Annotated in this window: 16 protein-coding genes; 11 read left to right on the forward strand and 5 right to left on the reverse strand. The window is 70.8% G+C overall.

What is annotated here, in order from left to right; translation table 11 throughout:
• Positions 1-356 precede the first annotated feature (356 nt).
• The 8 genes from gvpJ to E1202_RS16295 are packed head-to-tail and all read left to right on the forward strand — an operon-like array spanning position 357 to position 3,923.
• Positions 357-776: a gas vesicle protein GvpJ gene (gene gvpJ / locus E1202_RS16260; RefSeq protein ID WP_408006602.1), complete on the forward strand. Its 420-nt coding sequence runs from the start codon at positions 357-359 to the stop codon at positions 774-776.
• The gene (locus E1202_RS16265; RefSeq protein WP_132683999.1) at positions 773-1,549 is read left to right on the forward strand and encodes a GvpL/GvpF family gas vesicle protein; all 777 of its coding nucleotides are present in this window, start codon (positions 773-775) and stop codon (positions 1,547-1,549) included. The genes gvpJ and E1202_RS16265 overlap by 4 nt, the downstream gene beginning before the upstream one ends.
• A gap of 1 nt (position 1,550) precedes the next feature.
• Positions 1,551-1,796 (forward strand): gas vesicle protein GvpG, encoded by a 246-nt coding sequence (locus tag E1202_RS16270; protein WP_132684000.1) that lies wholly within the window; start codon positions 1,551-1,553, stop codon positions 1,794-1,796.
• A gap of 6 nt (positions 1,797-1,802) precedes the next feature.
• On the forward strand, positions 1,803-2,216 hold the full coding sequence (locus E1202_RS32620) for a gas vesicle protein GvpO (protein WP_132684001.1): 414 nt from the start codon (positions 1,803-1,805) through the stop codon (positions 2,214-2,216).
• A 16-nt stretch (positions 2,217-2,232) separates the two neighbouring features.
• Positions 2,233-2,616, forward strand: coding sequence for a gas vesicle protein (locus E1202_RS16280; RefSeq protein WP_132684002.1), 384 nt, complete (start codon positions 2,233-2,235; stop codon positions 2,614-2,616).
• Entirely contained in the window at positions 2,609-3,388 is a 780-nt protein-coding gene (locus E1202_RS16285; protein WP_132684003.1) for a GvpL/GvpF family gas vesicle protein, read from the forward strand. Before E1202_RS16280 ends, E1202_RS16285 begins: the two co-directional genes overlap by 8 nt.
• Positions 3,385-3,597 (forward strand): gas vesicle protein, encoded by a 213-nt coding sequence (locus tag E1202_RS16290; RefSeq protein ID WP_132684004.1) that lies wholly within the window; start codon positions 3,385-3,387, stop codon positions 3,595-3,597. The genes E1202_RS16285 and E1202_RS16290 overlap by 4 nt, the downstream gene beginning before the upstream one ends.
• Positions 3,594-3,923: a gas vesicle protein K gene (locus E1202_RS16295; protein ID WP_132684005.1), complete on the forward strand. Its 330-nt coding sequence runs from the start codon at positions 3,594-3,596 to the stop codon at positions 3,921-3,923. Before E1202_RS16290 ends, E1202_RS16295 begins: the two co-directional genes overlap by 4 nt.
• A 36-nt stretch (positions 3,924-3,959) precedes the next feature.
• Here the strand turns inward: E1202_RS16295 and E1202_RS16300 are convergent, their stop codons facing one another.
• Positions 3,960-4,457, reverse strand: a complete 498-nt coding sequence (locus E1202_RS16300; RefSeq protein WP_132684006.1) for an XdhC family protein — start codon at positions 4,455-4,457, stop codon at positions 3,960-3,962.
• A 43-nt stretch (positions 4,458-4,500) separates the two neighbouring features.
• On the reverse strand, positions 4,501-5,115 hold the full coding sequence (locus E1202_RS16305) for a class I SAM-dependent methyltransferase (RefSeq protein WP_328590990.1): 615 nt from the start codon (positions 5,113-5,115) through the stop codon (positions 4,501-4,503).
• A gap of 289 nt (positions 5,116-5,404) precedes the next feature.
• On the opposite strand from E1202_RS16305, the gene E1202_RS16310 reads away from it, so the two are divergent.
• The 3 genes from E1202_RS16310 (at position 5,405) to E1202_RS16320 (ending at position 9,372) form a co-directional block, all read left to right on the forward strand.
• Complete coding sequence (locus E1202_RS16310; RefSeq protein ID WP_132684008.1) at positions 5,405-7,894, forward strand: ATP-dependent Clp protease ATP-binding subunit; 2,490 nt, start codon at positions 5,405-5,407, stop codon at positions 7,892-7,894.
• A gap of 178 nt (positions 7,895-8,072) precedes the next feature.
• Positions 8,073-8,339 carry a DUF3040 domain-containing protein gene (locus tag E1202_RS16315; RefSeq protein ID WP_132684009.1) on the forward strand — a complete coding sequence of 89 codons (267 nt, stop codon included), beginning with the start codon at positions 8,073-8,075 and terminating at the stop codon, positions 8,337-8,339.
• Between the two features lie 169 nt (positions 8,340-8,508).
• Positions 8,509-9,372, forward strand: coding sequence for an NAD(P)-dependent oxidoreductase (locus E1202_RS16320; RefSeq protein ID WP_132684010.1), 864 nt, complete (start codon positions 8,509-8,511; stop codon positions 9,370-9,372).
• Between the two features lies 1 nt (position 9,373).
• Here the strand turns inward: E1202_RS16320 and E1202_RS16325 are convergent, their stop codons facing one another.
• The 3 genes from E1202_RS16325 to E1202_RS16335 all read right to left on the reverse strand — a co-directional run bounded on the left by E1202_RS16325 (position 9,374) and on the right by E1202_RS16335 (position 14,289).
• The gene (locus E1202_RS16325; RefSeq protein WP_207918679.1) at positions 9,374-11,536 is read right to left on the reverse strand and encodes a beta-glucosidase; all 2,163 of its coding nucleotides are present in this window, start codon (positions 11,534-11,536) and stop codon (positions 9,374-9,376) included.
• A gap of 97 nt (positions 11,537-11,633) precedes the next feature.
• Positions 11,634-13,454: a bifunctional sugar phosphate isomerase/epimerase/4-hydroxyphenylpyruvate dioxygenase family protein gene (locus E1202_RS16330; protein ID WP_132684012.1), complete on the reverse strand. Its 1,821-nt coding sequence runs from the start codon at positions 13,452-13,454 to the stop codon at positions 11,634-11,636.
• Positions 13,447-14,289, reverse strand: a complete 843-nt coding sequence (locus E1202_RS16335; protein ID WP_132684013.1) for a shikimate dehydrogenase — start codon at positions 14,287-14,289, stop codon at positions 13,447-13,449. The genes E1202_RS16330 and E1202_RS16335 overlap by 8 nt, the downstream gene beginning before the upstream one ends.
• Positions 14,290-14,308: the final 19 nt, after the last annotated feature.

Genomic DNA, 14,308 nt, shown 5'->3' on the forward strand with positions numbered 1-14,308 from the left:
GGTGCGCGGAGCATAACCACCCGGATCGGCCGGGGGCGAGAGTTCGCGAGCGCGCAACCGTCCGGCGAGACTCGGAGGCCCGGCACGTCGCACGAACTCGATCTCAGCGGAAGCGTCGACGCAGGTGCGATCCCGGCATGCGACCTCGGAGCCGATCGAAGCCGTCCACAGTGGCCCCACGACGTGGTCGACGCGGCCCATCCCGGCCTCCTTCGTTGATCACCGAAAACGTTGCCCGCTGAGGTGTGTTTCGCGAAAACCGGGGTACTCCGAGTTTATCCATTCGGATGCCGAACAAGATCTCGCGAGGAAGAGACCGGAGACGCAGAAGCTGCGAACGCGGGGAGGCTGCTTCCGTGACGGTGGCAAATAACCAACAGAGCCGAAGTTCCGCTGTTTCCAAGCAACAGGCGAGCAGTCTCGCCGACGTCGTGGACCTCATCTTGGAGAAGGGCTTGGTGATCGATGCGTTCGTGCGCGTCTCGCTCGTCGGCATCGAGCTGATCACCATCGACGCGCGCGTGGTGGTCGCCAGCGTGGACACCTACCTGCGCTTCGCCGAGGCGACCAACCGCCTGGACCTGCACGAGAAGGGCGGCAAGGACCTGCCCGAGCTCGTCGAGGGCGTCACCGAGAGCGGTTCGCAGGGCAAGACGAAGGGAGTGATCGAGGCGGCCAAGGACACGGTCGACGAGTTCCGCGACAACAGCCGCGAACGGGAGAAGGAGCCGGCGCGACCCAAGCGAAGCGCCCAGCGGAGGGAGAAGGAGGAATGACCGCGCAGGCCGATCACCAGCAGAGCCGCGCCGAGACGAGGCACGGTGCGTACGTGTACGGGATCACGCGTGAGCAGGAGGCCTCGCCTGGTGATCTCCCGGCTGTCGGGGGCGAATCCGAGGTGCGCGTGGTGTCACGTGGTGGGCTGTCGGCGTTGATCAGCGATCTGGAGCTCAACCGTCCGCTCGGCACGCCCGAGGACCTGCTGGCGCACGAACGCGTGCTGGACGCCGTCGCAGCCGATACCACCGTGCTGCCCATGCGGTTCGGTGCGGTCCTCGCCGATGCCGACGCCGTCGCCGACGAACTCCTCGAACCCCATCTCGACGAGTTCACATCGGCGCTGGCCGAGCTCGACGGCACGATCCAGTACGCGGTCCGCGGTTCCTACCTCGACGATGCGCACCTGCGCGAAGTCGTCGCGGAGGACCCAGTGATCGCCGAGCTGCGCGAGCAGCTGCGCGGTGTCGCGGAGGACGCCGCCTACGACGAACGCGTTCGGCTCGGAGAACTGGTCCACGACGCGGTGTTGGCCAAGCGCCGGGCCGATGCGGAGCACCTGGTCCGGGCGACCGACTCGGCGACGCTGGGGTCGCGAGTCCACGACGTCGTCGGCGAATCGGAAGCCCTGCACGTGTCCTTCCTCGTCGACCGGGATCAGGTCTCCGACTTCGAAGACGCGCTCGGGGAACTCGGACAGCGGTGGACCGAGCGGATCGGCCTGCGCCAGATCGGCCCGCTCGCGCCGTACGACTTCGTGCGGGAGGACTGACATGGGTTTGATCACGGCGTTCCTCGACCTCCCCCTGAAACCGGCCCGAGCGACGGTGTGGGTGGCGGAGAAGCTCAAGGACGCGGCGGAGGCCGAGTACTACGACCCGGCGGTGGTGCGCAACGAGCTGGCGAAGGTCGAAGACGCGCACGCCGCCGGGGAGTTGACCGACGAGCAGCGGGACGACCTCCAGAGGGCGCTGTTGGACCGTCTGGTGGAGGCGCAGAACCTGACCGAGGAGACGTGATCGGCAGTGGCCGGTGATGCCAGGGACGACGCGAAGCCGCGCAGGGAACGCCCGCCGTCGCGTCGGGCGTCGGAGCCCACCGAGCGACGACGTCGCCGTCGCGACGAGGAGCAGGAGAACGCACCACGTCGCCAGGAAGTCCCCGCTCAGGAGCGGACGCGGCCGCTCGGCGCCGCGGAGGCCGCGAAGCTCGCGGTCGATCACGTCACGGCGCTCACCGGGCGCGAATCGGAGGGAGTGACCTCGCTGGAACGCACCGACGACGGCTGGCTCGTGGGCGTCGAAGTCGTCGAAAGCCGCCGAGTGCCCGACAGCACGGACCTCCTGGCCGTGTACGAGGCGGCGGTGGACCACAGCGGCGAGCTCGTCTCGTATCGCCGCGTCGACCGCTACGCGCGAGGGCGCGGAAACGAGCGCTGATCGAGGGAGGACCCGGATGACGGAGCCGAACGGTGGCAGGACCGGCCCTCCGGCGAGGTACGGGCAGAGGGGTGCGCTGTCGTCCCGGCCCGAGTCCGCGAACCTCGCCGACATCCTGGAACGCGTGCTCGACAAGGGCATCGTCATCGCCGGCGACATCCGGGTCAACCTGCTCGACATCGAGCTGCTCACCATCAAGCTCCGGCTCGTGGTGGCCTCCGTGGAACGCGCACGGGAGATGGGCATCGACTGGTGGGAGCACGACCCGTCGCTGTCCTCGGGGCAGCGCGACCTCGTTCACGAGAACCGCCGCCTGGAGCGGAGGGTGCGCGAGCTCGAATCCGGTTCCGCTGAGACACCCCCGAACGCCGAAGAGGACGAGGAGCGGCGTGGTGGCTGAACCGTTGACCTACGTGTACGCGATCTCTCGCGGACAGGACGCGAACCTCGCGTCCGAGTTGGAGGGGATCGCCGGCTCGACCGTCCGCTGGGTCGAGGTCGCGGGCCTGAGCGCGCTGGTCAGCGACGTCGCCGAGGACGAGTTCGGCGAATCGGCGCTGCGCCGCAACCTGGAGGATCTCGACTGGCTGGGCGAGGCGGTCCGCGACCACAACCGGGTCGTCGAGGCGGCCGCGAGCGTCCTTCCGGTGGCACCCATGGGGTTCGCCACCGTCTACTACAGCGACCGCCGCGTGCGCGAGTGCCTCGCGGACCGGGCGGACAGGTTCGAGACCGTGCTCGACCGGGTCACCGGCCGAACGGAGTGGGGCGTCAAGGCGTACGCGGACATCTCCGCCGGTCAACCCGGTTCGAGCGAGCCCCGGGGCGAGCGGCCCGGCGCCGCGTACTTGCAGCGGCTCCGCCGTCGCGAGGAGAGCCGGGAGCAGGCGAAGGAGGAGGCGCTGCACCACGCGGCCGAGGTTCACGCGTCGCTGGTCGAGCTGGCGGAGGAGTCGACCGCCCACCCACCGCAAAGCCGCGAGCTCGCGGGCTACGACGGCGTGATGGTGCTCAACGGCGCTTACCTGGTCGACGACACCCGCGAGAGCTCGTTCAAGGAGAAGCTGCGGGAGCTGGCGCACGGCCACCCGAAGTTCAGGTTCGAACTCACCGGGCCGTGGCCGCCGTACTCCTTCGCCACGATCCTGGAAGACGAGCAGGAGCAGCGATGACGTCCGAGGAACTGACACCGGTGGAGCTGCGCGGACCCCAGGACGTCGCGCTCGTCGACCTGCTGGACCGGCTCCTGGCCGGGGGCGTGGTCATCGCCGGCGACATCACGATCTCGCTCGCGGACGTCGACCTCGTCCAGGTCTCCCTGCGGGCGCTCATCACCTCCATCCGCGCGGAGACAACGGGGCAGGAGGGACCACCGGCGTGACCGAGCCGAACGACGACGCGCACGCGCGATCGCGACGCCTGCAGAACCGGATCGAAGCGGACTCCGAGTCGATCAAGCGCGACCTCGTGCGCCTGGTCCTCACCCTGGTCGAACTCGTGCGTCAGCTCATGGAGCGGCAGGCGCTGCGCCGGGTAGACGAAGGCGATCTGTCGGAGGAGCAGATCGAGGAGCTCGGACTCGGCCTCATGCAGCTGGCGGAGGCCATGTCCGAGCTCCAGGACCACTTCGGGCTCTCCCCGGAAGACCTCAACCTCGACCTCGGACCGCTCGGTTCGTTGCTGCCCGACGAACGGGATCGGCCGTGAGCGGTGCTCCGACGCCGTGCGCTTCCCTGAGCGGGATCAGAACTCGAAGCCGCCCGGTTTCCCGTTGCGGTCGGCGATGAGCCCGGCCAGCGTGGCGATGGCGATCTCGGGTGGCGTGCGCGAGCCGATGTTGAGCCCGATCGGCCGGTGCACCCGCGCGATCTGGGAGTCGTCCACGCCGAGATCGCGCAGGGCCTGGACGTGCGGGCCCTCGTGGCGCGGGTTGCCCATGATCCCGATCCAGCGCGCCTCGTGCCGCAGCGCGTCGCGCAGCACCGGGCCGAGCTCGTCGCGGTGGTGGTCGGTGACGACCAGGTCCGTGCCGGGGCTCAGCTCCGGCACCTTCGCCAGCGCGTCCAGGCCCGCGGCACGTTCCGGGTCGGGTTCGATGAGCACCGCGGTGTAGCCGAGGTCCCGGCCGTAGCGCAGCAGGTGTTCGGCGACGGGCGAGGCGAACACCGCCGCCAGCACTCGCTGCCCGGATTCGGACGGCACTTCACCGTGCGCGACCGCGCACGCGGCATCCTCGGTCATGCGCCCCAGCATGCCAGCCGCGCCCAGGCCGGGACCACCACCGCTACAGCCGCGTGGCGGTGGCCAGCCAGGCTGGGACGTCGACCTGGGCGCCCTCGGCGACGCCGTGGGCCTGCGCGTGATCACCGCGCGCCACACCCCGGTAGGTGCTCGGGCGGACGCGCTCCAGCCGCCAGCCGTCGGTGAACACGCGCGGGAACACCGATTCGGCGACGCGCGGCCCGAGCGCAGGCTCGGCGTCGGCCAGCGCCAGGACGTGGACGGTCGCTCCCGGCCGGCACACGCCGTGCAGGCTGCGCAGGTACCGCAGCTGGTCCTCCTCGCCGAAGACGTGGAACAAGGCGCTGTCGACGACGGTGTCGAAGGGCCCGCCGGTCAGCGCCAGCGCGTCGGCGGCCTGGAAGCGCGCGGGCACGTCGCGCGCGGCGGCGTTGGCCCGGGCGAGTTCGATCGCGTGCGGCGCCGAGTCCACGCCCAGCACGTCGTAGCCGCGTTCGGTCAGCAGGATGGTGTGCTCGCCGGTGCCGCAGCCGGGGTCGAGCACCGCTCCCCCGATCTCACCGCCGCGTTCGAGCTCGACGATCGCCTGCTGCGGTGCGCCGATCACCCACGGTGCGGTGCCCGCCACATACGCCTCGTCGAATACTGAGCGATCCACAGACGTTCCCATGATGTGTCCCTTTCATCTGAGCAGGTCACCTCAGCCTGCGACTTCCACTTAAGTCGAGGTCAACAGCTCGGCGAAACGCCTCCGCGCGGTGACCACCACACCTGCGGTGGCGCAACGGGCTGAGCACGTGCGACCCGCGCTCGCCGGACGCAGGAAGTGACGCGGACCACTCCACGATCAACTTGGAATTACGGCGCGCTCACTTATGTTGGTTGATAGTGGCAGACTCAAGTAGATGGCGGCGATGCTGAGCAACACCGTCACGAGGAGGTAAGTAATGGCGACGTTCTTCGGACCGGTCGGTGGCCCGTTCGACGAGTACTTCGCGCGCTTCTTCGGGGCCGAGGACTCCACGGGCGGCGGCTCGCGCCGCGTTGACATCACCGAGCTGATGACCGAGCAGGCGCAACAGCTCGTCGGCGAGGCCGCGAAGTTCGCCCGCGACCGCGGGCAGGGCAGCCTCGACGCCCTGCACCTGCTGTGGTCGGCCGCCAAGCAGGAGCCGACCCGGGCGCAGCTCGGCCAGCTGGGCGTGGACACCGAGTCCTTCGCCAAGCAGGTCGAAGGCCACCTGCCCGCTGCGGGCAACCCGGTCGCCGAGGAGTCCGTCTCGCTGACGCTGGCCGCGCGCACCGCGCTGGCCGACGCCCACCGGGTGGCTCGCGCGCTGGGCTCGACCTACATCGGCCCGCAGCACCTGCTGCTGGCGCTGTCGGCCAACCCCGAGACCGAGGCCGGCCGCCTGCTGGCCGGTGCCGGTGCGGGACCCGAGGCCCTGCGCGACGCCGGGCAGCGGCCCACCCCGCAGCAGGCGCCGAAGTCCAGCCCGAGCGGCGGTCAGACGCCGACGCTGGACGAGTACGGCCGCGACCTCACCGAGCAGGCCCGCGACGGCGGCCTGGACCCGGTGATCGGCCGCGCCGACGAGATCGAGCAGACCATCGAGATCCTGTCCCGCCGAACCAAGAACAACCCGGTGCTGGTCGGTGAGGCCGGTGTCGGCAAGACCGCGATCGTGGAAGGACTGGCCCAGGCCATCGCCTCCGGCGACGTGCCCGAGGTGCTCACCGGCAAGCGGGTCGTGCAGCTGGACCTCTCGGCGATGCTCTCCGGCACCCGCTACCGCGGTGACTTCGAGGAGCGGATGACCAAGGTCATCGACGAGATCGCCGAGCACAGCGACGAGCTGATCGTGTTCATCGACGAGCTGCACACCGTCGTCGGCGCCGGTGGCGCCGAGGGCGCGATGGACGCGGGCAACATGCTCAAGCCGCGACTGGCTCGCGGTGAGCTGCACGTCGTCGGCGCCACCACGCTCGACGAGTACCGCAAGAACATCGAGAAGGACCCGGCCCTGGAGCGCCGCTTCCAGCCGGTCCAGGTCCCCGAGCCGAGCGTGACCGACACGATCACGATCTTGCGGGGGCTTCAGGAGCAGTACGAGCGGCACCACAAGGTGAGCTACAGCGAGGAGGCCGTGCAGGCCGCCGCGAAGCTGTCCGACCAGTACATCAACGACCGGTTCCTGCCGGACAAGGCCATCGACCTGATCGACCAGGCCGGTGCCCGCAAGCGGCTGGGCGCCGGTGTCGCCGACGACACCGAGCTGCGCAAGCGCGTCGAGCGGTTGGAGCAGCTCAAGAACGAGGCGGTCGCCGAGGAGGACTACGAGCGCGCCTCCGCGCTGCGCGACGAGATCACCGCCGCGCAGGCACGGCTGGAGCAGGGCGGTTCGGGCGTGCTGGAGGTCGGTCCGGCCGACATCGCCGAGGTCGTCTCCCGGGCGACCGGTGTTCCGGTGGCGCGGCTGACCGCCGAGGAGAAGGTCCGGCTGCAGAACCTGGAGTCGGAGCTGCACGAGCGGGTCGTCGGACAGGACGACGCGGTGCGGGCGCTGGCCCGCGCGGTGCGGCGCTCCCGCAGCGGACTGGGCGATCCGTCCCGTCCGGTGGGCAGCTTCCTGTTCCTGGGTCCGACCGGTGTCGGCAAGACCGAGCTGGCCAAGGCGCTGGCGGAGTCGCTGTTCGGCGACGAGCAGCGGATGATCCGGCTGGACATGAGCGAGTTCCAGGAGCGCCACACCGCCAGCCGGCTGGTCGGAGCCCCGCCCGGGTACGTCGGGCACGGCGAGGCCGGTGAGCTGACCGAGGCCGTGCGGCGCAACCCCTACTCCGTGGTTCTGCTCGACGAGATCGAGAAGGCGCACCCGGACGTGTTCAACACCCTGCTGCAGGTCCTCGACGACGGACGCCTGACCGACGGTCAGGGCCGCACGGTGGACTTCAGCAACACGGTGCTGATCATGACCAGCAACCTCGCTTCGGAGGTCGTCTCCAGCGCAGGCGGCAAGATCGGCTTCACCGCCGGCAGCCCCACCCAGGACCTGGAGGAGCGGGTCATGCCGAAGCTCAAGGACGCCTTCCGGCCGGAGTTCCTCAACCGGATCAACGAGATCGTGGTGTTCAAGCGCCTCGACGGCGAGCAGCTGCACACCATCACCCGTGCTCTGCTGGCGACCACCACGAAGCGGCTGGCCGATCTGGGCGTCGAGGTCGTCTTCGACGACGACGCGGTGGCCTGGGTCTCCGACCGCGGCTACAAGCCCGAGTTCGGTGCGCGGCCGTTGCGCCGGGCCATCGAGCGCGAGATCGACGACCGGATCAGCGACCTGATCCTGGACGGCGAGCTCACCGAGGGCACCCGGCTGCGGGTCGGCACCCGCGACGGAGGTCTGGACCTCCAGGTGGAGGCCCCTGTCGCCGCGTGACGGTCGAGCGAGTCGAGAGGCGGGCACCTGCGGGTGCCCGCCTCTCATCGTGAAATTCCCCATCGCAGGTCACAGGGTTGTGGGTTGCTGCGGACGTCGCCTGGATTGACCCTTCACAGCACGTTCCAACGTTGCGATACTTGTTCAACCAGGCGGTACTACCCGGTGGAGGTGGGCCATGCTCCCCAGGGACGAACGGCGCCGCCTGCGCGAGATCGAGCAGCAGCTCGTCGACGAGGACCCCAAGCTCGCACGCAGGCTCAGCCAGACCAGCACCTTCGGCTACCTGCGCGCCCGCGTCTCCGCCCGGACGACGCTGGCCGCCTGCGCGGGCGTGCTGTCGCTCATGTGCCTGTTCCTCAACGAGGGCGCGGCGGCGCTGACGGCCGCGGCCCTGACGGGGTTCCTGCTGATCTCCCGCACCTGGCGCATCGAGCTCCTCTGATCATCCACTGTGGCCGGTTCGTCCCGTTCCGGCCGGGAAACGCCCTGCGCCCGAACGCTTTGCGCGCGCCCAGCACCAACACACCCGTGGTGTGTTGGTTTGGTGCGCCGGTAGGGGTGCGGGGAGAATCGGCGGCGAATCCGAGTCCCCTGGGTTGGGAGAGTTCGCCATGACCACAGTCGCCTTCCTCGGCACCGGCACTATGGGTGCGCCGATGGTGCGCAACCTGGCCGCAGCCGGATTCGACCTGCGGGTGTGGAACCGCACGCGCAGCCGGGCCGAGCCGCTGACCGAGACCGGCGCGGTCGTCGTCGACTCCCCGGCCGAGGCCGCGCGAGGCGCAGACGTCCTGGTCACGATGCTGCTCGACGCCGACTCGACGCTCAGCGCCGGCCGTGAGGCCGCCGCCGCGCTGAACACCGGTGGCGTGTGGGTGCAGATGGGGACGATCGGCCTGCCGGGAACGGAGGCGGTGTGCGCGGCCGCGGCCGAGATCGGCGGTGTCACCGTCGTCGACGCCCCCGTGCTGGGCACGAAGCTCCCGGCCGAGAAGGGCGAGCTGGTGGTGCTGGCCGCGGGCGCTCCCCAGGTGCGCGAGGTCGTGGCGCCGTTGTTCGACGCGATCGGCTCCCGCACCCGGTGGGTCGGCGAGGACCCGTCGCAGGCGGGTGGATCGAGGCTGAAGCTCGTCGCCAACAACTGGGTGCTGACGCTGACCAACGCCGTGGGCGAATCGATCGCGCTGGCCGAGGACCTGGGTGTGGACCCGTCGGAGTTCCTGGCGGCGATCAAGGGAACCGCGACCGATTCTGCCTACGCGCACATGAAGGGCGCCGCGATCATCAGCGGCGAGTTCCCACCGGCGTTCACCCTCAGCGCCGCAGCCAAGGACGCCGGTCTGGTGTCCCAGGCGGCCAGCGGCGCCGTGCGGCTCGACCTGGCCGAGGCGGTCAGGGCCCGGTTCGCCCGAGCCCTGACCGCGGGCCACGCCGACGAGGACATGGCCGCCGTGTACTACGCGTCCAAGCCCTGACTCACCGCACCCGGCGTTCGGCGGCGATGGTGAAGGTGCCGTCACCGCGGATGTCCCGGGAGGATTCGCCGACGTGCACCCGGTACTCCCCGGCCGCGACGGTCCAGCCGCCCGCCAGCTCGTCCCAGTAGGACAGGGCCGAGTCGGTGAGGGTGAACTCCACCGACGCCGAGCGCCCCGGATCGAGGGTGAGCTTGGCGAAGCCCTTGAGCTGCCGGGGCGGCTGCGGCACGTCCTCGCGCGGCGAGGGCAGGCCGAGGTAGAGCTGCGGTACGGCGTGCCCGGTCCGGTTGCCGGTGTTGGTCACGATCACGCTCACCCTCTCCCCGGACACGCGCAGGTCGGAGTAGGCGAAGGAGGTGTAGGACAGGCCGTGGCCGAACGGGAACGCCGGTTCGATCTCGTGGGCGTCGTAGTGCCGGTAGCCGACGAACACGCCTTCGGTGAAGTGCACGTCCAGGCCCTTGCCCGGGTAGCGGGCGATGTCGCCGGCGGTGGGCACGTCGTCGTCGCTGTCCGGGAAGGTCAGCGGTAGCCGACCGCCGGGGTCGACGTCGCCGAAGAGCACGCGCGCGAGCGCGGTGCCCGCGTTCGCGCCCGGGTACCAGGCCTCCAGCAGCGCTCGGGTGCGGTACCGCCACGGCGTGGCGACCGGGCCTCCGGTTTCGAGCACGACGACGGTGTTGGCGTTGGCATCGAGCGCGGCCTCGATGATCGCGTCCTGGTCGGCCAGCGGGTTGCCGAGCGCGGGCGGCGGGAACTGGGCGATGCCGGAGTCCAGGTCGAGGTTCGGCTTGTCGAGGAACTCCGACATCATGTCCGAGACCACGACCACCGCGATGTCGGCGTTGCGGGCGGCCGCGGCCGCCGCACCCGGGGTCGTGCCGGGTTCGTGGACGACGGTGATGCCTGCCTCGGCGCCCCGCTGCTGGATGCCCTGCAGCGGGGAGACGAAGCTGTACGGGGTGGTCGACGACGAGCCACCGCCCTGCACGAACTTCTCGGCGGCCTCGCCGATCACCGCGATGGTCTTGCCGCGCAGCGCGGCCGGGTCGAGCGGCAGGAGTCCGTCGTTGCGCAGCAGCGTCATGCCCTGCTCGGCGACGTGCCCGGCGGTGCGCAGGTGGGCCGGCTTGTCGATCTGGCTGTCGTCGTTGGGGTAGGCGGGGCGCTCGAAGATGCCGTGGGCGAACATCGTGCGCAGGATGCGGCGGGCGTGTTCGTCCACGTCGGAGGTCGCCGCCTGACCCGTGGCCAGGGCGGTGCGGATCGCGGCAGGCGAGTACACCAGCGCGGGCCACGGTTCGAAGTCCATCCCGTTGGCCAGCGAGTTCCCGGTGGAGTGCATCGCGGCGTAGTCGGCGATGGTGTAGCCGGTGAAACCCCACTCGTGCTTGAGCAGGTCGTTGAGCAACCACTGGTGCTCGCAGGCGTACTGACCGCCGACCCGGTTGTAGGAGCCCATGACCGCGCCGACGCCCGCTTCGCGCACGGCGGCCTCGAACGGGGGCAGGTAGATCTCGCGCAGGGTGCGCTCGTCGACCACGGCGTTGTAGAGCATCCGCGAGCCGACGACGCCGAGAACGCCCTCCTGCGTGTAGGCGGCGAAGTGCTTGACGCACACCATCACGCCTTCGGAGTGAGCTCCGGCCGCCCAGCCGACGCCGATCCGCGAGGACAGGTACGGGTCCTCGCCGAAGCCTTCGAAGGCGCGGCCTGAGGTGGGCACGCGCAGCACGTCGACGGTCGGACCGAACACCACGTCGTTGCCCTTGCACCGCACCTCGTTGGCCACCGTGGCGCCGTAGGTCGTGGCCAGCCCGGGATCGAAGGAGGCGGCCAGCGACACCCCCGAGGGCATCGAGGTGCCGCTGCCCTGCCGGGAACCGACGGGCCCGTCGCCGTAGTAGACCGGCGGAATCCCGAGCCGCTCGACGCCGTGACCGGTACCGGTGTGCCCGGATCCGGCCGCACCGGCCAGGTCGTCGCCACCGAGCAGCGAGATCTTCTCGTCCAGGGTCAGCTCGCGCAGCACCATCGCCGCGCGTTCGTCGGGCGAGCGCCCGGGGTCGCACCACGCGTGGTCTCCGCAGCGACCGGGTGCGGCCGCCGCTGTCGCGGTCGGCAGCACGGTGGCCACACCGGCGATTCCAGCGGCGGTCATGAGCGTCCGACGATTCACGTGCTGCATCTGGCGCAGGGCCCCTCTCACTCCGTACGTCGTACGTTTTCGCCCAGTTTCCGCCAGAGAACGCGGTGGATCATCGTCCAGATGCAGTCATCCGTTGCCTCCGATGCGCGGCCATGCGGACCGGGGCGTTGGCCACGCCGTACCCCGCGTAGTCGCCGACCCGCTGGACGAGTTCGAGGAACACCCGCGAACCGAACAGCTCGGTGAACAGGTGCAGGAACTCGCCGCCCGCGTCGCGGTCGTAGAGCACCGAGCAACGCCGCAGGGTCTCCAGCAGTTCCGGGCGGAGGCCGAATCGGGCGTCGAGGTCGTCGTAGTAGTTGTCCGGGATCGGCAGCACCGGCGCGCCGGACGCGCGCAGGTGCTCGGCCGCCAAGATCACGTCGGTGCAGGTGAAGGCGATGTGCTGCGGGTCGCGGACCGCCGGGGCCCACTCGCCGCGGCGGACCAGGGTGCCGTTGAGCGCGAGGCGCACCGAGCAGGTGGCGTCGACCATCCCGCGGTTGCGGACCATGCCGAACGGCGCGGCGTACTCGGTGATCCCCTCCGGTTCCAGGCCGAGCACCGAGCGGCAGAACAGCGCGGCCTCGTCGAAGTGGTCGAACGGCTGGGTCAGCGACACGTGGTCGATGCCGGTGACGCCCAGCCCTCGTCCCGCCGTCGTGGTGTCGCGGAAGTCCGACAGCCAGCCGTCGGGGGCGGCGGTGTCGCAGAAGAACACGCCGGTGCCGTCGGGCGCGGCGACCGAGGCCAGGCCGGCTTCCTGCGGTCCGCGCTCGCGCGGCAGGATCGGCGAGCTCATCGCCTCGGCCCGTCGCGCCGAGCGCAGCGGGTCGGAGCTCTCCACCGCCAGCGCACCGATCTCCGCGGTGTCCGAGGTGGACGCGGTGGTGTTGATCAGCACCCGCGCACCGCCCTGCTCCCAGCGCCGCACGGGCTTGCTGCGGTGCTCCCCGGTCTCGGTGAAGCCCAGCGCGGCGAGCCCTTCGGCCAGCCGAGCGGCCGTGGCGGGGTCGGCGACGAGCTCGGTGAAGGCGTATCCGTCGAGGTCGGGTGCGGGTTCGGCGACCGGGATCCCGAGCTGCTCCTCCAGCAGCCGGAGCGAGCGCATCGCGTCCACGGCAGCGGGTTTCGGATCGGCCTGCCGGAAGACGTCGTTGAACACCTCCAGCGACAGCGGCCCGGTGTAGCCGGCTTCGAGCACGTTGCCCGCGAAGGTCTTCAGGTCGAACGAGCCCTGCCCGGGGAACAGCCGGTGGTGCCTGCTCCACTGCAGCACGTCCATGTCCAGCTTCGGCGCGTCGGCCAGCTGCAGGAAGAACAGCTTCTCGCCGGGGATGGTGCGGATCAGCGACGGATCGCCGTCGCGGGAGAGCACGTGGAAGGAGTCCAGGCACAGGCCCAGCGCCGGGTGGTCCGCGCGGCGCACGATCCGCCAGGAGTGCTCGTAGGTGTTGACGAACCGGCCCCAGGCCAGCGCCTCGTAGGCCACCCGCATCCCGCGCGCTTCGGCGCGCTCGGCCAGCGCCCGCAGCTGCTCGGCGGCCAGTTCGTCGTCGTCGACGGCGTCCGGCGACACCGTCGAGCAGACCAGGACCAGGTCGGCGCCCAGCTGCTCCATGACGTCGAACTTGCGCTCGGCGCGGCGCAGGTTCTCGCGCAGCCGCGCGGGCGGGACGGCTTCGAAGTCGCGGAACGGCTGGTAGAGGTCGACCGACAGGCCCAGATCGCGGCACCGGGCGCCGATGTCGGCCGGGGACGCGGCCGAGGCGATCAGGTCGTTCTCGAAGATCTCCACGCCGTTGAAACCGGCCGCAGCGGCGGCGGCGAGCTTGTCCTCCAGGGTGCCGGACAGGCAGACCGTGGCGATGGACCGTCGTGGCTCAGACATGCGCTCCCTCCAGTTCGGCGAAGTGCCGCAGCATCCGCTCGGCGTTCGGCTCCAAGCCTGTGAACAGCCGGAACGCGTCCACCGCCTGGAACACCGCCATGCCGCCGCCGTCGAGCACCCGGCAGCCGCGCCGGCGCGCGGTGACGACGAGTTCGGTGGCCAACGGCCGGTAGACGACGTCGGCGACCCACATCTGAGGCCGCAGCAGCGCGGCGCGCACCGGCAGTCCGGGGTGGGCGGCCATGCCGGTGGGCGTGGCGTGCACCAGACCATCGGCCTCGCCCAGCTCATCGTCGAGCCGCCCGCCGGTGACCGCGCGTTCGGGCAGGGAGTCGGCCAGCTCGGCGGCGCGGTCGGCGTCGAGATCGACGATCCGGACCTCCCCCGCCCCCAGGCCCAGCAGCGCGTGGGCGACGGCGGCTCCGGCACCTCCGGCGCCGAGCAGCAGGACCCGGTCCAGCGCGACGTCGGGCAGTCCGCGCTGGAGGCTGCGGGCGAACCCGGAGTGGTCGGTGTTGTGACCGATGGCGCGCGTGCCGTCGAAGACGACGGTGTTGACCGCACCCAGCGCTGCGGCGTCGGCGTCGACCTCGTCGAGGTGATCGAGCACGAGCTGCTTGCAGGGGTGGGTGATGTTCAGCCCCCGGTAGCCCTCCGCGCGGGCGCGGGCCAGCAAATCGCCGACGGCGCTCGGCGGTTCGCCGAGATCGTCGAGGTCCCACCGCCGGTAGTGGTAGTCCAGGCCGAGTTCGGCGGCCTCCCGCTCGTGCAACGCCGGGCTCAGCGACGGGCCGATGCCCGAACCGATGAGCCCCACCAGGTAGCCGTCGTGCACTCCGCACTCCCCATTAAGT

This window comes from Saccharopolyspora karakumensis (assembly GCF_004349225.1).
GTDB lineage: Bacteria > Actinomycetota > Actinomycetes > Mycobacteriales > Pseudonocardiaceae > Saccharopolyspora > Saccharopolyspora endophytica.

What these genes read in the sequence shown, in the direction of transcription:
- E1202_RS16265 (WP_132683999.1), top strand. Translation starts at nt 773, where the DNA reads ATGACCGCGCAGGCCGATCACCAGCAGAGCCGCGCCGAGACGAGGCAC.
- E1202_RS16270 (WP_132684000.1), top strand. Translation starts at nt 1,551, where the DNA reads ATGGGTTTGATCACGGCGTTCCTCGACCTCCCCCTGAAACCGGCCCGA.
- E1202_RS16280 (WP_132684002.1), top strand. Translation starts at nt 2,233, where the DNA reads ATGACGGAGCCGAACGGTGGCAGGACCGGCCCTCCGGCGAGGTACGGG.
- E1202_RS16290 (WP_132684004.1), top strand. Translation starts at nt 3,385, where the DNA reads ATGACGTCCGAGGAACTGACACCGGTGGAGCTGCGCGGACCCCAGGAC.
- E1202_RS16300 (WP_132684006.1), bottom strand. Translation starts at nt 4,457, where the DNA reads ATGACCGAGGATGCCGCGTGCGCGGTCGCGCACGGTGAAGTGCCGTCC.
- E1202_RS16310 (WP_132684008.1), top strand. Translation starts at nt 5,405, where the DNA reads ATGGCGACGTTCTTCGGACCGGTCGGTGGCCCGTTCGACGAGTACTTC.
- E1202_RS16315 (WP_132684009.1), top strand. Translation starts at nt 8,073, where the DNA reads ATGCTCCCCAGGGACGAACGGCGCCGCCTGCGCGAGATCGAGCAGCAG.
- E1202_RS16320 (WP_132684010.1), top strand. Translation starts at nt 8,509, where the DNA reads ATGACCACAGTCGCCTTCCTCGGCACCGGCACTATGGGTGCGCCGATG.
- E1202_RS16325 (WP_207918679.1), bottom strand. Translation starts at nt 11,536, where the DNA reads ATGACCGCCGCTGGAATCGCCGGTGTGGCCACCGTGCTGCCGACCGCG.
- E1202_RS16330 (WP_132684012.1), bottom strand. Translation starts at nt 13,454, where the DNA reads ATGTCTGAGCCACGACGGTCCATCGCCACGGTCTGCCTGTCCGGCACC.